17 protein-coding genes are annotated in these 16094 nt (G+C 68.5%); 8 read left to right on the top strand and 9 right to left on the bottom strand.

Annotation, left to right across the window (positions count from 1 at the left end):
- Position 1 precedes the first annotated feature (1 nt).
- The 6 genes from ACSQ9I_RS06560 to ACSQ9I_RS06535 form a co-directional block, all read right to left on the bottom strand.
- Positions 2-490, bottom strand: coding sequence for a tripartite tricarboxylate transporter TctB family protein (locus ACSQ9I_RS06560; RefSeq protein WP_436312636.1), 489 nt, complete (start codon positions 488-490; stop codon positions 2-4).
- 118 nt (positions 491-608) lie between these two features.
- Positions 609-2396: a GspE/PulE family protein gene (locus ACSQ9I_RS06555; protein ID WP_093108963.1), complete on the bottom strand. Its 1788-nt coding sequence runs from the start codon at positions 2394-2396 to the stop codon at positions 609-611.
- Between the two features lie 2 nt (positions 2397-2398).
- Entirely contained in the window at positions 2399-3160 is a 762-nt protein-coding gene (locus tag ACSQ9I_RS06550; protein ID WP_093108964.1) for a spermidine synthase, read from the bottom strand.
- Entirely contained in the window at positions 3160-3681 is a 522-nt protein-coding gene (locus ACSQ9I_RS06545; protein ID WP_436312635.1) for a DNA-deoxyinosine glycosylase, read from the bottom strand. The genes ACSQ9I_RS06550 and ACSQ9I_RS06545 overlap by 1 nt, the downstream gene beginning before the upstream one ends.
- 64 nt (positions 3682-3745) lie before the next feature.
- Complete coding sequence (locus ACSQ9I_RS06540; RefSeq protein ID WP_093108966.1) at positions 3746-4120, bottom strand: hypothetical protein; 375 nt, start codon at positions 4118-4120, stop codon at positions 3746-3748.
- A 124-nt stretch (positions 4121-4244) separates the two neighbouring features.
- Entirely contained in the window at positions 4245-5105 is an 861-nt protein-coding gene (locus ACSQ9I_RS06535; protein ID WP_436303040.1) for a TatD family hydrolase, read from the bottom strand.
- Positions 5106-5195: 90 nt separating this feature from the next.
- Here ACSQ9I_RS06535 and ACSQ9I_RS06530 point away from each other — a divergent pair, with 90 nt between their 5' ends.
- Genes ACSQ9I_RS06530 through ACSQ9I_RS06510 form a run of 5 tightly spaced genes read left to right on the top strand, consistent with a single transcriptional unit; the run spans position 5196 to position 10014 of the window.
- Complete coding sequence (locus ACSQ9I_RS06530; protein WP_093108968.1) at positions 5196-6176, top strand: S1C family serine protease; 981 nt, start codon at positions 5196-5198, stop codon at positions 6174-6176.
- 34 nt (positions 6177-6210) lie between these two features.
- Positions 6211-7227 carry an AAA family ATPase gene (locus ACSQ9I_RS06525; protein WP_436312634.1) on the top strand — a complete coding sequence of 339 codons (1017 nt, stop codon included), beginning with the start codon at positions 6211-6213 and terminating at the stop codon, positions 7225-7227.
- Positions 7208-8203 carry a DUF58 domain-containing protein gene (locus tag ACSQ9I_RS06520; protein WP_093108970.1) on the top strand — a complete coding sequence of 332 codons (996 nt, stop codon included), beginning with the start codon at positions 7208-7210 and terminating at the stop codon, positions 8201-8203. Before ACSQ9I_RS06525 ends, ACSQ9I_RS06520 begins: the two co-directional genes overlap by 20 nt.
- Positions 8200-9243: a VWA domain-containing protein gene (locus ACSQ9I_RS06515; RefSeq protein WP_093108971.1), complete on the top strand. Its 1044-nt coding sequence runs from the start codon at positions 8200-8202 to the stop codon at positions 9241-9243. The genes ACSQ9I_RS06520 and ACSQ9I_RS06515 overlap by 4 nt, the downstream gene beginning before the upstream one ends.
- A gap of 12 nt (positions 9244-9255) precedes the next feature.
- A complete protein-coding gene (locus ACSQ9I_RS06510) occupies positions 9256-10014 on the top strand; it encodes an SDR family NAD(P)-dependent oxidoreductase (protein WP_436303037.1) in 759 nt (252 codons plus the stop codon).
- Between the two features lie 33 nt (positions 10015-10047).
- On the opposite strand, the gene ACSQ9I_RS06505 is transcribed toward ACSQ9I_RS06510, so the two are convergent.
- Positions 10048-11016, bottom strand: a complete 969-nt coding sequence (locus ACSQ9I_RS06505; protein WP_436312633.1) for a LysR family transcriptional regulator — start codon at positions 11014-11016, stop codon at positions 10048-10050.
- Between the two features lie 201 nt (positions 11017-11217).
- On the opposite strand from ACSQ9I_RS06505, the gene ACSQ9I_RS06500 reads away from it, so the two are divergent.
- From ACSQ9I_RS06500 to ACSQ9I_RS06490, 3 genes are all read left to right on the top strand, one after another.
- Complete coding sequence (locus tag ACSQ9I_RS06500; RefSeq protein ID WP_436312632.1) at positions 11218-12057, top strand: alpha/beta fold hydrolase; 840 nt, start codon at positions 11218-11220, stop codon at positions 12055-12057.
- A 35-nt stretch (positions 12058-12092) separates the two neighbouring features.
- The gene (locus ACSQ9I_RS06495) at positions 12093-12452 is read left to right on the top strand and encodes a hypothetical protein (protein WP_436312631.1); all 360 of its coding nucleotides are present in this window, start codon (positions 12093-12095) and stop codon (positions 12450-12452) included.
- 201 nt (positions 12453-12653) lie between these two features.
- Positions 12654-13706, top strand: a complete 1053-nt coding sequence (locus ACSQ9I_RS06490; protein WP_436312630.1) for an ABC transporter substrate-binding protein — start codon at positions 12654-12656, stop codon at positions 13704-13706.
- Positions 13707-13731: 25 nt separating this feature from the next.
- On the opposite strand, the gene ACSQ9I_RS06485 is transcribed toward ACSQ9I_RS06490, so the two are convergent.
- Both ACSQ9I_RS06485 and ACSQ9I_RS06480 read right to left on the bottom strand, forming a co-directional pair.
- Positions 13732-15201: an N-acyl-D-amino-acid deacylase family protein gene (locus tag ACSQ9I_RS06485; protein WP_436312629.1), complete on the bottom strand. Its 1470-nt coding sequence runs from the start codon at positions 15199-15201 to the stop codon at positions 13732-13734.
- Positions 15194-16093 (bottom strand): MurR/RpiR family transcriptional regulator, encoded by a 900-nt coding sequence (locus ACSQ9I_RS06480; protein ID WP_436312628.1) that lies wholly within the window; start codon positions 16091-16093, stop codon positions 15194-15196. Before ACSQ9I_RS06480 ends, ACSQ9I_RS06485 begins: the two co-directional genes overlap by 8 nt.
- Position 16094: the final 1 nt, after the last annotated feature.

The raw sequence follows: 16094 nt of genomic DNA, 5'->3' as shown, positions 1-16094 counted from the left end.
CTCAGCCGGTGATGAAGGTGGGCCACACCTGGAACTGCAGCTTCAGCAGGACCACGAAGGCCAAGTAGCTGCCGACGGCCAGGATCGTGGCGAGGATCAGGCTCGACTTGAGGGTGTAGTGCTCGCCCGCGAGGCCGGCGATCAGCACCAGTGCGTAGATCGCGGCGATCAGGCCCATGGCCGGCAACCCGATGCTGGGCAGGCCGCCGAGCAGAATGCCGAACACGAGGTTGGAACCGATGATGTAGCCGAGCGGCCGCCATGCGATCTTTCCGATCGGCTCGCCGTCCACCGTCTCGATGGTGAGGGCCGTGAAGATCACGATGATCCCCAGGATGCCCAGCAGGATGCCCAGCATCAGCGGAAAGTAGCCCGGGCCCATGCGCGCGCCGCTGCCCACGCTGTAGGTCGTCGCGCCCCATGCGAAGGCGATGCCGACGATGGTGAACATCAGCCCCGCAAAGAAGTCCTTCTGACTCTTGATTTTCACGAACAGTCCCCTCGAAAAATTCGAACAGCGGATTGTGTGGTCAGGCAGTGGTCAGCTTGATGTGGATTCCACCTAGCAAGAGCCTAGGGTTATCCCGGGTCGCGAGGCCGCGCCGAAGCTACTCGAGCGGCGGGGTCGCGCTCAAGACTTCGTCGATGGTCGTCAGGCCCTCGGCCACGCGCAGCGCACCCGCCAGCCGCAGCGGCCGCATGCCGTCGACCACGGCCTGGCGGCGCAGGCCAGCGAGGTTGGGCTCCTTGTTGACCAGCGCCTTGAAGCCCTCGCCCACGGTGAGCAGTTCGTACAGACCCATGCGGCCGCGGTAGCCCGTCATGCGGCAGTCGACGCAGCCGACCGGCTTGTAGGCCCGCACCGAGCCCGTGATCTGCCAGGGCTTGACGAACTCGCCGAGCTGTTCGCGCGTGACGCTGTCGTCCGGCGCCTTGCAATGCGGGCACAGGGTGCGCACCAGGCGCTGGGCCAGCACGCCGAGCATGGTGGCGTTGACGAGGTAGTTGGGCACGCCGAGCTCCATCAGCCGCGTGATCGCGCTCGGTGCATCGTTGGTGTGCAGCGTGCTGAAGACCAGGTGGCCGGTGAGCGCGGCCTGCACCGCCATCTCGGCCGTCGCGATGTCGCGGATCTCGCCCACCATGATGATGTCCGGGTCCTGCCGCATCAGCGCGCGCAGGCCCTCGGTGAAGCCGAAGTCCAGCTGCGGCTGCACCTGCGTCTGGTTGAAGGAGGGCTCGATCATTTCGATCGGATCCTCGATCGTGCTCACGTTGACCTCCTCGGTCGCGACACGCTTGAGCGTCGAGTAGAGCGTGGTGGTCTTGCCGGAGCCGGTCGGTCCGGTCACCAGGATGATGCCGTGCGGGCGCGTCACGAGCTGCTCCCAGCGCTGCGCATCGTGCTGCGCGAAGCCGAGCGCATCGAGGTCCTTGACCGCGGTGTCGGGGTCGAAGATCCGCATCACCATCTTCTCGCCGAAGGCGGTCGGCAGCGTGGAGAGCCGCATCTCGACCTCTTCGCCGCGCATGTTGCGGGTCTTGATGCGGCCATCGAGCGGCCGCCGCTTCTCGACCACGTCCATGCGGCCGAGCAGCTTGATGCGCGACACCATCGCGTTCATCACGCCCATCGGCATCTGGTAGGCGGGGTGCAGCACGCCGTCGATGCGAAAGCGGATCACGCCCTGCTCGCGCCGCGGCTCCAGGTGGATGTCGCTGGCACGCTGGTCGAAGGCGTACTGCCAGAGCCAGTCGACCACCTGCACCACGCTCTGGTCGTTGGCATCGAGCTGCTTGTTGCTCTTGCCGAGCTCGACCAGCTGCTCGAAGCTGGCGCCGCCCGCATTGCCGCCGGCCTTCTGCGCCGCGCGCACCGACTTGGCCAGCGAGAAGAACTCCGCCGTATAGCGCTGGATGTCGACCGGGTTCGCGACCACGCGCCGCACCGCGCGGCGCGCCTGGCGCTCGACCTCGGCGATCCAGTCGGTGAGAAAAGGTTCGGCCGTCGCCACCACCACCTCGGCGGGCGTGACCTGCACCGGCAGCACCTTGTGCCGCTCCGCATAGGCCGCGCTCATGGTGTCGGCCACCTTGCCCACGTCGACCCTGAGCGGGTCGATGCGCAGATAGGCCAGGCCGGCGCGGCCGGCGAGCCACTGGCTCAGCATCTCCAGGTCGAGCGGCTTGCCGTCGCTCTCGCGCGTCATCGCGACATTCGCGAGCCGCACCAGCGGATGCTGGCGGCTCTCGGCCTGCGCGCAGCGCGCCAGCGTGCGCTTGGCCTCCACCGGCGAGATCACGCCGTCCTTGGCGAGCCATTCGATCAGATGCCGCAGATCGAGCGGCCCTTCGTGGCGGGAGGCGGCGGACTTGGGTGGAGAGACAGCGCTCATGGTCAGGTCAATGGTTTGAATACCCGCAGCCACTTCGGCGCCGGCAGGCCCCACCGAGTCTGGATGCTTTGGGCGCGATCGGCAAGCGCGGGGCGCTTCGGCTGGCTGGGCGTGCGCTGGGCCAGCACCACGGTGTTGCCTTCACGCGTGGGCTTGAAGGCCCAGAGCGCATCTTCGCCGAAGGCGGTGGCGATCTTCTCGAGGCTGCGCTCGTAGCTCGAGGAGCGGCCGAACAGGTTGACCGTCATGCAACCGTCCTCGGTCAGGAGGGCGCGGCAGTCGGCGTAGAAAGCTTCGCTGTCGAGCACCGGCGCGGCGGCCTCGTGGTCGTACAGGTCGACCTGCAACGCATCCACCGCGCCCTGCCATTGCGGCTTGCGGATCTCCGTCGCCGCGTCGGCCACCACCACCTGCAGCCTGGTGTCGTCGGCCGGCAGCTTGAACCAGCCACGGCAGGCCGCCACCACCTGCGGATTGAGCTCGACCGCCGTGGTGCGCATGCCCAGCGTCTTGCGGCAGAACTTGGTGAGGCTGGCCGCGCCCAGACCCAGCTGCATCGCATGGCGGCTGCGCACGCTCGCGGCTTCGACGAAGAGCAGCCAGGCCATCATGCGCTGCACGTACTCGAGCTCGATCTCGAAGGGCGCATCGAGCTTCATCGAGCCCTGCACCCACTCGGTGCCGAGGTGCAGGTAGCGCACATCGCCCCAGTCGGAGAAATTGACTTCCGGAAGTTCAGGCGCCGCGGCTTTCTTCGCCGCCATCAGAGCAATCCGTGCTTCAGGAACACCTCGCGCCACGCATCGTGCTTGCGCTCGAAGGTCCACGATGCGTTCGCCGCGCTCGAAGACGGCAGCCGGTAGACCGGCACGCCGAGGCCCTGGCTGTGTCGCGCATGCTTGAAGCTTTCGCCGCCGTTGTGCGCGATCGCGGCAAGCCTGGGCAGCGCAAGGCCCGCGATGTCGTTCGCCTCGCCGTTGCGGATCGCCGAATCGAGGCTGCCTTCGCGCTCGCAGGCGGCGTACACGTCCCAGAGGCCGAGGCCGCGCTCGAGCAGCCAGGCGCGGCGGGCGGGATAACTGTCTGCGCCCGCCGGGAGCGGGTGGTCGGGCCAAATCGCTTGCAAGATCTTCCAGAAGTGGTTTTGCGGGTGCGCATAGTACTGCCGCTCGGCGAGCGAGCGGCCGCCCGGGAAACTGCCGAGGACCAGAACGACGGTGCGGTCCGAGACGATCGGATCGAGGCCGGTGAGCCGCAGCGGCGGCGCAGGCGATGCTTTCTTCATGCGCGGAGTAGACACAAAAAAACCCGCCGAAGCGGGTTGTTTGGCAAGAGCCCGATTCCCAGACTCAGGGCTTCTTGGCAGCGTCATGCTCTGCCGTGCCGGGCACCTTCTCGCCGACCTTCTTGCCTGCGGTGCGCATGCCGTCGGCCGTCTTGTGGCCAGCGGTCGCCACCGCATTGCCGGTCTTCTTGGCGACCTTCTTGGTGGCGGTGCCCGCCTTCTTGACCCCGCGCTCGGTGGCGCCGACCACCTTCTTCGTCGTGCGCTTGGTGGCGTCGACGGCGTCCTTGCCGGTTTCCTTGGCCTTCTCGGTCATGGTCGGCTCCTGAGCCGCCGGTGCCGCCGGTGCGGGCTGGGTTTGCGCCGCGGCCGACAGGCCGATGGATGCCAGGGCCAGGGCCAGCACGGCGGGCAAGGTGCGAATGGACGATTTGTTCATGGGAAAGCTCCTTTGATGAGTTGGAGTGACGAACTTGCCACTGGCATGCAACGAACACTCGAAGCCCAAGGATGACACCCGGACGACGTCGTGAACGCGCTTGCGCGAAAGTCGGGCACTTGGCCTACGCGTGCTGCGGGATGCCGGCCGACGCATCGATCAGCGAGGACAGACGCGGCAGTGCCGAAACGGCATTTCGCGTGGTCGCCTGGGCCAGCGCGTCGAGCGTGATGCCGCGCAGCCCGGCCACGACTTCGGCGATGCGCGGCAGCTCGCCCGGCTCGTTGCGACCCTGCGCCTCGCCCGCCGCACGCTGCGCTTCGGTGCGGTAGAGCCAATGCGGCTGGATGTCGGGCGCGTCGGTTTCCATCACGATCGACGCGAGCGGGAGCGTCGCGGCAAGACGCCGCAGCTGCAATGCGCGCTCGAAGGTCACGGCGCCGCCGAAGCCCAGCTTGAGCCCGCAATCGATACAGGCCTGCGCCTGCTGCGCGCTGCCGTTGAACGCATGCGCGATGCCCTGCCAGGTCTGGCCGGGCGCGACCTGCCGCAGGTGTTTCAAGACCTTGTCCACCGACCGGCGCACGTGAACGATCACCGGCAGCCCGTGCTTGCGCGCGAGTTGCAACTGAGTGTGAAAGAAGCGCTCCTGCTTGTCGGGGTCCAGGCCGGGCACGAAAAAATCGAGCCCGATCTCACCCACCGCCACCAGGCGCGGATCGTCGCGGCGCGCGGCAAGTTCCGCGTCGAGCAGCGCCAGGTGCTCGTCCTGCGCCTCGGTGGTGCACATCGGGTGGATGCCCAGCGCGTAGGCATCGTTCTGGGCATGCGCGAGTTCGCGCACTGTTGCGAAGTTGGCGGCCGCCACTGCCGGAATCACGCACAGGGCCACGTTCCGGGCTGCCGCGCGATCCCGTATCGCGGCCATTTCGGTGCCGAATTCCGGTGCATCGAGGTGACAGTGGGTATCGATGAAGACGGCCATCGGCCAATGATGCCCGAACGCATGCACAGCCGGAGAAAGCGTGCTACCGTGCCTCTCTCACGCGTCGATTTTTTTGCCGGAGGTGCCCCGATGCGCAGGCCTGCTTTCTACAGCCGCTCACCCCGCGCGCCGCAGGACGCGGCCGAGCCTGGCACGCCCCAGGCGTCCGATGACTCGGAGGTGCCCGCAGCGGCGCCAGCCGCCGCTGCGCCGCGCTGGCAGCCCGGGCGGCGCAGCTTCGCGCTGCTGCTCGCGCTCTGCGTCGGCTCATCGGCCACCGGCATCGCGCTGTGGCCGCGCCAGAACATCCGCCAGTACACGCAGAAGGACATCGACGCCGCCGTGTTGCGCACGCTGCAGACCGCCACCCTGCCCTCGCCGGCCGCCAAGGCGGCCGAGATCATCCGTCCCTCGGTGGTGCGGGTGGTCGGCTACGGGCCCGAAAAGAAGACGCCGGAAGCCCAGACGCAGAAGCGCGGAAACAACGTCGCCAAGGGCAAGCCGCCCGAGGCCGACGAACCGCCGGGCGAGGTGGAGCGCGGCGTCGGCACCGGCGTGGTGATCGTCGACAAGGGCATCATCCTCACCAACCTGCACGTGGTCGCCGGCGCCGAGAAGATCAAGGTCACTTTTGCCGACGGCCTCGAGGCGCCCGCCGTGATCACCGGCGTGCAGCCCGAGAACGACCTCGCCGTGCTGCAGGCGCAGAAGCTGCCCGACGACCTGATCCCGGCCACGATGCGCTCGACCGCCGACCTCCAGCCCGGCGACGAAGTGGTCGCGGTCGGCTTTCCCTTCGGCATCGGCCCCTCGGTCTCGGCCGGCGTGGTCTCGGGCCTCAAGCGCTCGTTCCGCTCGCCCGAGGGCAAGCAGGAGCTCGGCAACCTGATCCAGTTCGACGCCGCCGCCAACCCCGGCAATTCGGGCGGGCCGCTCATCAACATGAACGGCGAGGTGCTCGGCATCGTGACCGCGATCCTCAACCCGACCCAACAGCGCACCTTCATTGGCATCGGTTTTGCAGTGCCGATCGAGAACGCGGCCTCGGCCGCCGGCTCTCCGCCTTTCTGATGGTCTTTCCGATTCCTCACCGAAAGCAGCAAGCATGAGCACAGAGAACGAACCGACCTCCGCCTCCGCTTCCACCGCCGAGCTGATGGAGCAGATCCTCTACCAGGTGAAGCGCGTCGTCGTCGGCCAGGACCGTTTTCTCGAGCGCGTGATGGTCGCTGTGCTGGCGGGTGGTCACCTGCTGGTCGAAGGCGTTCCCGGGCTGGCCAAGACCCTGACCGTCAAGACGCTGGCCGAAGCGGTGCGCGGCCAGTTCAAGCGCATCCAGTTCACGCCCGACCTGGTGCCGGCCGACCTGATCGGCACGCGCATCTACAACCAGAAGACCGGCGAGTTCAGCACCTCGCTGGGGCCCGTGTTCGCCAATCTGCTTCTGGCCGACGAAATCAACCGCGCCCCGGCCAAGGTGCAGAGCGCGCTGCTTGAAGTGATGCAGGAGCGCCAGGTCACCATCGCCGGCGAGTCGCACAAGGTGCCGCGCCCCTTCCTCGTGATGGCGACGCAGAACCCGATCGAGACCGAGGGCACCTATCCGCTGCCCGAGGCGCAGGTGGACCGCTTCATGATGAAGGTGCTGGTCGACTACCCGACCGACGAGGAAGAGTTCGTGATCGTCGAGCGCGTGATCGGCGCCCCGGTCGAGGCCAGCCCGGTCGCGACCACCGACCAGCTCGCGGCGCTGCAGGGCGAAGCGCGGCGCGTCTATGTCGACCCTTCGCTGATCCAGTACGCGGTCAGGCTGGTGTCTGCCACGCGCACGCCCGAGAGGCACGGCCTCAAGGACATGCGGCGCTTCATCACCTTCGGCGCCAGCCCGCGCGCCAGCATCAACCTGACCGAAGGCGCGCGCGCCCTGGCGCTGCTGCGCGGCCGTAGCTACGCGCTGCCCGAGGACATGACGGCGCTGGTGCCCGACGTGCTGCGGCACCGCGTGACGCTGTCGTACGAAGGCCTCTCCGAAGGGCTCACGCCCGACGGCCTGATCGACAAGATCATGCGGGCCGTGCCCGCGCCAGCCAAGCCGCTCGAACATGAAAAGCTGGTGGCCTAGCCGGCGCGCGCGCGCCGCCAACGACGAACGACTCGCGGGCGAGGCCGCGGCGGGCTCCGCCGAACGCACGCTGCGCCGGCTCGAATGGACGGTGATCCGCCGGCTCGACGGCCTGCTGCAGGGCGACTACCGCACGCTGATGCGCGGCACCGGCCTCGACCTGGCCGACCTGCGCGAGTACCAGCACCACGACGACGTGCGCCACATCGACTGGAACGTCACCGCGCGCCTGCAGACGCCGCACGTGCGCGTGTTCACTGAAGACCGCGAGATGGCCGCCTGGTTCATCCTCGACCTGAGCCGCTCGGTTGACTTCGGCTCCGGCCGCAAGGCCAAGCGCGAGATCTCGGCCGGCTTCGTCGGCGTCATCGCACGCCTGCTCACGCGGCACGGCAACCGCGTCGGCGCGCTGGTCTACGGCAACGACGTCGAGGCGGTGATCCCGCCGCGCAGCGGCCGGCGGCACGTGCTGCATCTGCTGCATTCGATGGAACGCCGCGCGGAAAAGAAGAACGCGCCGGCCCAGAAAGGCATGACCCGGCTGGCCGATCTGCTCAAGTCGGCAGCGGTGCTGATGCCGCGCCGCTCGACCGTGTTCGTGGTGTCCGATTTCCTGAGCGAGCCCGGCTGGGAGCTCCCGCTCGCGCAGCTGGTCCGGCGTCACGAGGTGGTGGCGGTGCGCCTCTTCGACCCGCTCGAGCTCGAGCTGCCCGACCTCGGCCTGGTGCCGCTCACCGATGCCGAGACCGGCGAGCAGCTCTGGGTCGACACGCACGACGCGAGCTTCCGCAAGCGCTTCGCCCGCGTCGCCGCGGAGCGCGAAACAACCCTGCGCGAGACGCTGGCCAAGGTCGGCGTCGACGCGCTCGAACTCTCGACCAACGACGATCTGGTGGAAGCCATCGTGCGCTTTGCCGACATGCGCAAGCGCCGCGTGCGCGCCGGGTCGTCCAACCCGAAGGCGGTGGCAGCATGAACTTCCTCTGGCCTCAATTCCTCTGGCTGTTGCTGGCGGCGCCGCTCCTGGTGCTGCTGTATGCCTGGCTCATGCGGCGCAAGAAGAAGCTGGCGCTGCGCTATGCCAGCCTGTCCATCGTGCGCGAGGCGATGGGCGTGCGACAGAGCGTGCGGCGCCACATCCCGCCCTTCCTGTTCCTGCTCGCGATGGTCGCGATGCTGATCGCCGCCGCGCGGCCGATGGCGGTGGTGGTGCTGCCCTCGAACCAGCAGACCATCATCCTGGCGATGGACGTGTCCGGCAGCATGCGCGCGGCCGACGTGCTGCCCAACCGGCTGGTGGCCGCGCAGGAAGCGGCCAAGAGCTTTCTGAAGGAGCTGCCGCGGCACGTGAAGGTCGGCATCGTCGCCTTCGCGGGCAGCGCCAATGTCGCGCAGCTGCCCACCACCAACCGCGAAGACCTGGTCACGGCCATCGACTCCTTCCAGCTGCAGCGCGCGACGGCCACCGGCAATGCCATCGTCGTTTCGCTGGCCACGCTGTTCCCGGATGCGGGCATCGACGTCTCGAACTTCGGTCCCCAGAGCAGCCGCCAGCGCGGCGTGCCGCTCGAGCAGGCCGGCAAGGCGCCGCAGAAGGAATTCACGCCGGTGGCGCCCGGCTCCTACACCTCGGCCGCCATCATCATGTTGACCGACGGCCAGCGCACCACCGGCGTTGACCCGCTCGACGCGGCCAAGGTCGCGGCCGAGCGCGGCGTGCGCGTCTACACGGTGGGCATCGGCACGGTCGACGGCGAGACCATCGGCTTCGAAGGCTGGTCGATGCGCGTGCGCCTCGACGAGGAAACGCTCAAGGCGATCGCCAACAAGACGCAGGCCGAGTACTACTACGCAGGCACCGCGGCAGACCTCACCAAGGTCTACAACACGCTGAGCTCCAGGCTCACGGTCGAGAAGAAGGAGACCGAAATCTCGGCGCTGTTCGCGCTCGGCGCGGCCGTGCTGGCCTTGCTGTCAGCCGGACTCTCTTTGCTGTGGTTCAACAGAATCCTGTAGCCGCCTTCACTGATGTTTGATTTGACAGGAAAGACCGCGCTCGTCACCGGCGGCAACGGCGGCATCGGACTCGGCATGGCCGAGGGATTGGCGAAGGCCGGGGCGCGCGTGATCGTTGCAGCGCGCAATCCGCAGAAATCGGCCGCCGCGGTCGAGACCCTGAAGGCCCTCGGCAGCGACAGCTTCGCGCTGTCGGCCGACGTGACCGACGAGGCCTCGGTGCAGCGGCTCTTCGACCAGGTGGCCGAGCGCTGCGGCCGGCTCGACATCCTGGTCAACAACGCCGGTACCACGGTGCGCAAGCCGGCCGACCAGCTCGCGCTGGCCGAATGGCACATGGTGATGGACACCAACCTCACCAGCGCCTTCCTGTGCTGCCGCGCGGCCCACGCCCACCTCAAGGCGGCCGGCGGCGGCAAGATCATCAACATCGGTTCGATGCTGTCGATCTTCGGCGCGCCCTATGCGCCGGTCTACGGCGCGAGCAAGGGAGGCATCGTGCAGCTGAGCCGCGCGCTGGCCGCGTCATGGGCACCGGACAAGATCCAGGTCAATGCCGTGCTGCCGGGCTGGATCCGCACCGAGCTGACCGACGGCGCGCGTGCGCAGGTGCAGGGCCTCGAAGAGCGCGTCAACGCGCGCACGCCCGCCGGGCGCTGGGGCCGGCCGGAGGACCTGGCCGGCATCGCGGTCTTTCTCGCGAGCAAGGCCTCCGACTTCGTGACGGGCACGGCAATCCCCGTCGACGGCGGCTACTCGATCGCAGCCTGAGGCGGCGCGAGGCGCCCGCGCCCGCGCCCGCAGTCATTCCATGCGAACCGTTTCGGCCACACCGTCCGCGTAGGCAGGTTCCAGTTCCGCATCCATCCTCGCCACGGCCTGGTGCAACAGGCCGCGCAACCAGACCAGGCCCGGGTCCTGCGTGCGGTACGTGTGCCACTGCATCGTCTGCTTCATCGCCGGCATCGGCACCGGCGCCGGCAGCAGCCGCAGCGGCAGGGACTTCTGGGCCAGTCGGGCGAGCCGTGCGTGCAGCATGGCAATGCGATCGGTGCCCACGATCAGATAGGGAACCGCGGCGAAGCTGTAGCTGGTGACTTCGATGCGCCGCACCCCCGGGTAGCGTCGCTTCAGCCATCCCGCGAGTGTGGGCTCGTCCATGCCGGAGGGCTGCATCACGACGTGGCCGGCCGTCGCGTACTGATCGGCCGTCAATTTGTCGGCGTGCCCGAAGCGGCCGCCGCTCCAGACCGCGCAGACGAACTGCTCCTCGAACAGGATGTCGAAGGGATGAGGCTCGGGCGTGCGATATTCCAGCGGCAGGATGAGCAGGTCGGCCTCGCCGCTCTCCAGCTCACGATGGGGCGGCTGCAGCAGCGGCAGCAGATCGAAGCGCACGGTGCGCGACTGCTGGCTCACCAGCGTGAGCAGCTGCGGCATCAGGACTATCGAGCTGTAATCGGAGACGATCAGGCGAAAGCGGCGCTCCGCCTGGGCGGGATCGAAGCGCGGCTGGGCAAGGATCGCGGAATCCACCCGCACGAGCACGTCGCGCACGGCATCCTTCAGCGTCTCGGCCCGCGGCGTGAGCTCCATCTTGCGGCCGACCTGCACCAGCAGGTCGTCGTTGAAATAGGCCCGCAGCCGCGCCAGCGCATTGCTCGTGGCGGACTGGCTCAGGTGCAGGCGCTCCCCGGCCCGGCTGATGCTGCGCTCGGTGAGGAGCGCATCCAGGGCCACCAGCAGGTTCAAGTCGAGCTTGTTGAACCGCATGAGCTGACCTCGTCCCTTTGAAAACCCCGGTCCGCCTTGCAAGGTATCCACGCGATCGATCCACGGCATGGATGCAAACCATTTTACTGACGGCTCCTGCGTCCCTAACCTCTGTCAAACCCTCGAATGGGGGCCCCACATAAATGGAGACGGAACCCGTGAACACGCGCCCCGCCAACGCTCTGCCTGCGCCGGAATCCCGTGGCTATTGAGCTCGCATTCGAGGCCGTGGGCGACGGCCCTCCCCTGGTGATCCTGCACGGGCTGTTCGGTGCCGGACGCAACTGGGCGCGGATCGCCCGAGCGCTCGGCGACAGGCATCGGGTCTACCTGCCGGATGCGCGCAACCACGGCGCGTCGCCCCGGGGCCAGACCATGTCGTACACCGAGATGGCGCAGGACGTGCTGGCGCTCATCGAGCGCGAGCAGTTGCAGCAGCCGCTGCTGATCGGCCACAGCATGGGCGGCAAGACCGCCATGACCCTGGCCCTCGAGCATCCGCAGGCGATCTCCGGCGTGGCGGTGATCGACATCGCACCCGAGCGCTACAGCGACCAGTTCTCGCCCTACATGATGGCCATGCGCGGCTTCGACGCGGCCGCCGCGACCGGCCGCAACGAGGCCCGGCAGGCGCTGGCGCAGGGCCAGGAAGGCGACACGCCGGTCCTCGACTTCCTGATGCAGAACCTGCGGCGCCACGACGAGCGCTTCGACTGGCGGCTCAACCTGCTGGCGGTGGCCATGTGCATGCAGGAGCTGTGCGGATTTCCGCAGAGGCTCCAGCACCGGCACTACGAAGGGCCGGCGCTGTTCCTCGCCGGCACCGATTCGGCCTATGTGCAAGCCGAGTCGCATGCCGGCATCGCGCGCCTGTTTCCGCGCGCGCACCTGGAACACATCGACGACGCCGGCCATTGGGTGCATGCCGACCAGCCGGGGGCGCTGCTGCGGATCTTGCGCCGCTGGCTGCATGGGCATGAAGCCGGCACGCCGCGCGCAGCAGTTCCGCAGGCAGCGCTGGCGGCGCTGGCGGCGCGCTGATTCGACTCCAAAGAAAGCAACCCGGTCTTCTCACCATGTTCGACACTCCGCGCGATGCCGCGCTCGATGTCCCCAGCCCGCCCCTGACGATTCAAGCAGGAGCGACACAGCGCGACCTCGCGCAGGCCTGCCTCGACAATGCGCTCGCCTTGATCGAGTCCGTTCTCAATGACCGCGAAGGCGAGAACACCCCGGCCGGCGAGCGTGCGGCCGTCCGCGTCTGCGTCACTTCGGCGCACGTCCTGCTCGGCGCGGCCCGGCAATTGATGGCCGAACCGCTCCATCTCCTGGCGCCGAAGGAGCGCGGGCAGCGGCTGAAGGCGCTGGTCGAAGAAGCCAAGACGGCCGGCCGTGCGGCCTACAGAGCAGCGCTGATGCTGACGGGACACGAGTGATTGCAGGAGCGTGACGAATGCCGCGACCGCGTGGGTAAACCCTGACTCGGCGGCACCGACGGCTCATTTCCAATAGTTATTCAACTTAACTAAATTCATTGGAAAAGGGCCTTGCTCATGCAGCGCAGAAGTTTTGTCGCCTCCACTGCCGTATTTGCCACTGGCTTGGCACACTTGTCGTCCGCGCAGGCAGAAACAGGGGTGAGCGACAGCGAGATCCTGCTCGGCAGCAGCGCCGTGCTGAGCGGCCCGCTCGGCTCGCAGATCAAGGTCGTGCACAACGGCGCCGGGCTGGCCTTCGATGCGATCAACGAACAAGGCGGCGTGGGCGGACGCAAGATCAAGCTGGTGTCGCTGGACGACGAGCTGAAGCCCGAGAAGGCGGTGGAGAACTACGGCAAGCTGCTGAACGACCATCGCGTGTTCGCGTTCTTCGGCTGCGTCGGCTCGGGCACCACGGCCGCCGCGGCCAAGCTGCTGCAGCAAAGCGGCGCACCCAGCGTGGGCGGCTACGGCGTGGGCGACACGGCGCGCGAACGCGTTGCCGGCTCCGCCTACTTCGTGCGCGCCAGCAATGCGCGCGAAGCACAGGCCCTGGTCGAGCACCTCACGACCGTCGGCGTGAACAAGATGGCGATAGCCCATCTCGACAACCCGGGCGGCGCCGAAGCGGTCAAGCTGATCGAGGCCGCCATGGCCACCCACAAGCTCACGCCGACGGCGGTGGTCTCGGTGAAGGGAGACGGCTCGACCTCCGCCGCCGCCGGCAAGACATTGGCCGACAGCCAGCCGCAGGCCGTCCTGATGTATCTGGCCGGCACGGTGGCCGGCGAGGTCATCAAGGCGACTTACGGCGCCGGCAGCAAGCCGATGTTCTATGGCATGTCGGTCGTCCCGGGCGAGGTCACGGCCAAGGTGGTGAACCTGCAGGCGGGCGGACTGGCCATCTCGCAGGTCATGCCTTATCCCTGGGGCGAGGTGGAGACCGTCACGCGCGACTACCGACGCCTGGCGGAACGCGCGCAGGTGCCGGTGGGCTACGGCAGCTTCGAGGGCTACCTGAACGGGCTGGTGATGATCGAGGGGCTCAAGCGTGCCGGCCGCGACCTGACACGTGCGCGCCTGCATGCGGCGCTGCGCGCATTCAAGATGCGGCTGGCCGGCATGGACATCGATTTCACGTCAGGCAGCAGCACCGGGTCGAAGTTCATCGAAATGGTTCGCGTCACGCCCGAGGGCCGCTTCGTGCGTTGACCCGGGCGCTCTTCTCAACCGGTTCTCAGACCGCCCGCGTCAGCATCCGCCCCGCCCGCGCCCGCACCTCGGGCTCTTCTTCGCCGCCTCGGAAGGCGCAGGCGCCGTTGACGAACACGCGCTCGATCCCCACGCTGGCGCTCTGCGGCCGGTCGTAGGTGGCGGTGTCGGCGATGGTGCGCGGATCGAACACCACCACGTCGGCCATCGCGCCCACGCGCAGCAGGCCGCGGTCGGCGATGCGCAGGTTGCGCGCGGTCATGCCGGTCATCTTGTGGACCGCCTGTTCGAGCGTGAACAGCTGGCGCTCGCGCCAGTAGCGCGCGAACACGCGCGGGAAGGCGCCCCACAGGCGCGGATGCGGATGGCGGTCGTGCGGCAGGCCGTCGCTGCCGATCATGGTGCGCGGATGGGCGATCACGCGCTCCACGTCCTCTTCCTTCATCTGGAAGTAGCAGGCGCCGCCGGGCTGCAGGCGGCGGCAGGCTTCCTTCTGGTCCACGCCCCATTCGCGCGCGACGTCGGCGAGCATGCGGCCCGTCACCTCGGGATGCGGATCGGACCAGGTCAGCAGGATGTCGATCACGCCGTCCACCAGGTCCTCGCGCAACACGGTAGAGCCGGCGACGTAGGGGTAGACGTCGAGCGCGATGTCCTGCCGCTTCGCGAGCGCGTCGACCAGCGGCAGGGTTTCGAGCGTGCGGCCCCAATTGGCGGGGCCGGCGCATTTGTGGTGCGAGATCACGAGCGGCGCGCCGGCGCTGAAGGCGGTGTCGCCGGCCTCGTGCATTGCCTCGATGATGGTTTCCATCTCGCTGCGCAGGTGCGTGGCATAGACGCCGCCGTGGCGCGCGACGATGCGCGCGAGCGCCGTCACCTCTTCGGCCGGCGCGGCGAAGGCTTGCTCGTAGAACAGGCCCGAGGAGAGGCCGTGGGCGCCGTCCAGCATGCAGGCTTCGAGCAGCTGGCCCATGCGCGCGCGCTCGTCCTCGGTGGCCGCGCGGTCGAGCGCGTCCATGGTCGCGAAGCGCAAGGTGGTGTGGCCGATCAGCGCCGCGACGTTGAGCGCCGGCTGCGCCGCCTCGACCGCGGCGCGGTACTCGGCCATCGTGGCGTGGCGGAAGGAATCGATGCCCAGCAACGTGAGCGGCGGCTGGGCTTGCGGCGTGCGGTAGGGCGCGAGCGAGATGCCGCAGTTGCCGGTGACCACCGTCGTGATGCCTTGCGAGACCTTCGGCAGGCACAGCGGATCGCGCAGCACGATCGCGTCGTCGTGCGTGTGGACATCGATGAAGCCGGGGGCGATCACCTTGCCGCGGCAATCGACGGTTTCGAGATCGGCCGCTGCGATGCCTTCGGGCAGGCGCTCGCGCAGGCCTTCGCCCAGCGCTGCGATACGGTCGCCGGCCAGCAGCACGTCGCCGGGCCAGCTCGGGCCGCCGGAGCCGTCGACCACGAGGCCGCCTTCGAGCAAGAAGATCGCTTGTTCAGCCATGCTTCACTCCTCCGCCATCCCAGCTCTGCAGCGGATGCGTGCTCGCATCGATGCCGTGGCGCTGGAAGGCTTCGCGCGCGCGCTGCAGGCGCTGCACCGCGGGTTCGCCGCGGCGCTGCGCGACCAGCACGGTCAGGATCTCGATCACCGTCAGGTGCGTGAGGTAGGCGTCGATGCCCACGTGCATCACCGCGTCGTCGGGCACCGAGAGGCCCAGCAGGAAATCGGCCTTCGCCGCGAGCGCCGTGCCGGGCCGCGTGAGTGCGACCACCTTGGCGCCCTGCCCGCGCGCGATGTCGACAGCATCGAGCAGCGAGGGCATGCCGCCCACGTGCGAGATCGCGATCACCACGCCACCCTGGCGCTGGGCCGCGCCGGCCACCTGCTGCAGGTGGTAGTCGGCCCAGGCGTTGGCCGAGAGGCCGAGGCGGAACAGCCGCGCCTGCAGGTCGTTGGCCATGAACCACGAGGTGGCGCCGGCACCATAGAGATCGACGTGCGGCGCCGCCGCGATGGCGGCCACGGCGCCGTCGAGCACTTCCATGTCGAGCTGGTTGCGCACGCCCGAGACCGAGGCCGCGGCGCTGCGCGCGATCTTGCCGACCACCTCGTCGGCCGCGTCCTCGATGTTCACGCGCCGGTGCAGCGGCGAGCCGCCGAGCGCCAGTTCCTGCGCCAGCGCAAGCTTGAATTCGCGCAGGCCGGCGAAGCCGAGATCGCGGCAGGTGCGCATGATGGTGGGCACCGAGCTGCGCGAGCGCTCGGCCAGCGTCTCGAAGCTTTCCTCGAGCGCGCGGTCGGGGTCTTCGAGGATCAGGTCGAGGATGGCGCGCCGCGTGGCCGAGGCGCCGTCGCGGATCTCGGCCATCTTCTGAAGCAGGGAGGATGTCATC

The sequence above is a fragment of the Variovorax sp. LjRoot84 genome (assembly GCF_964254305.1).
GTDB lineage: Bacteria > Pseudomonadota > Gammaproteobacteria > Burkholderiales > Burkholderiaceae_C > Variovorax.
This window is presented reverse-complemented; position numbering and strand designations above follow the sequence as displayed.

Excerpts from the sequence above, each read along its gene's own strand:
- ACSQ9I_RS06555 (WP_093108963.1), bottom strand. The coding sequence starts at position 2,396 with ATGAGCGCTGTCTCTCCACCCAAGTCCGCCGCCTCCCGCCACGAAGGG.
- ACSQ9I_RS06550 (WP_093108964.1), bottom strand. The coding sequence starts at position 3,160 with ATGGCGGCGAAGAAAGCCGCGGCGCCTGAACTTCCGGAAGTCAATTTC.
- ACSQ9I_RS06545 (WP_436312635.1), bottom strand. The coding sequence starts at position 3,681 with ATGAAGAAAGCATCGCCTGCGCCGCCGCTGCGGCTCACCGGCCTCGAT.
- ACSQ9I_RS06540 (WP_093108966.1), bottom strand. The coding sequence starts at position 4,120 with ATGAACAAATCGTCCATTCGCACCTTGCCCGCCGTGCTGGCCCTGGCC.
- ACSQ9I_RS06535 (WP_436303040.1), bottom strand. The coding sequence starts at position 5,105 with ATGGCCGTCTTCATCGATACCCACTGTCACCTCGATGCACCGGAATTC.
- ACSQ9I_RS06530 (WP_093108968.1), top strand. The coding sequence starts at position 5,196 with ATGCGCAGGCCTGCTTTCTACAGCCGCTCACCCCGCGCGCCGCAGGAC.
- ACSQ9I_RS06525 (WP_436312634.1), top strand. The coding sequence starts at position 6,211 with ATGAGCACAGAGAACGAACCGACCTCCGCCTCCGCTTCCACCGCCGAG.
- ACSQ9I_RS06520 (WP_093108970.1), top strand. The coding sequence starts at position 7,208 with ATGAAAAGCTGGTGGCCTAGCCGGCGCGCGCGCGCCGCCAACGACGAA.
- ACSQ9I_RS06515 (WP_093108971.1), top strand. The coding sequence starts at position 8,200 with ATGAACTTCCTCTGGCCTCAATTCCTCTGGCTGTTGCTGGCGGCGCCG.
- ACSQ9I_RS06510 (WP_436303037.1), top strand. The coding sequence starts at position 9,256 with ATGTTTGATTTGACAGGAAAGACCGCGCTCGTCACCGGCGGCAACGGC.
- ACSQ9I_RS06505 (WP_436312633.1), bottom strand. The coding sequence starts at position 11,016 with ATGCGGTTCAACAAGCTCGACTTGAACCTGCTGGTGGCCCTGGATGCG.
- ACSQ9I_RS06495 (WP_436312631.1), top strand. The coding sequence starts at position 12,093 with ATGTTCGACACTCCGCGCGATGCCGCGCTCGATGTCCCCAGCCCGCCC.
- ACSQ9I_RS06485 (WP_436312629.1), bottom strand. The coding sequence starts at position 15,201 with ATGGCTGAACAAGCGATCTTCTTGCTCGAAGGCGGCCTCGTGGTCGAC.
- ACSQ9I_RS06480 (WP_436312628.1), bottom strand. The coding sequence starts at position 16,093 with ATGACATCCTCCCTGCTTCAGAAGATGGCCGAGATCCGCGACGGCGCC.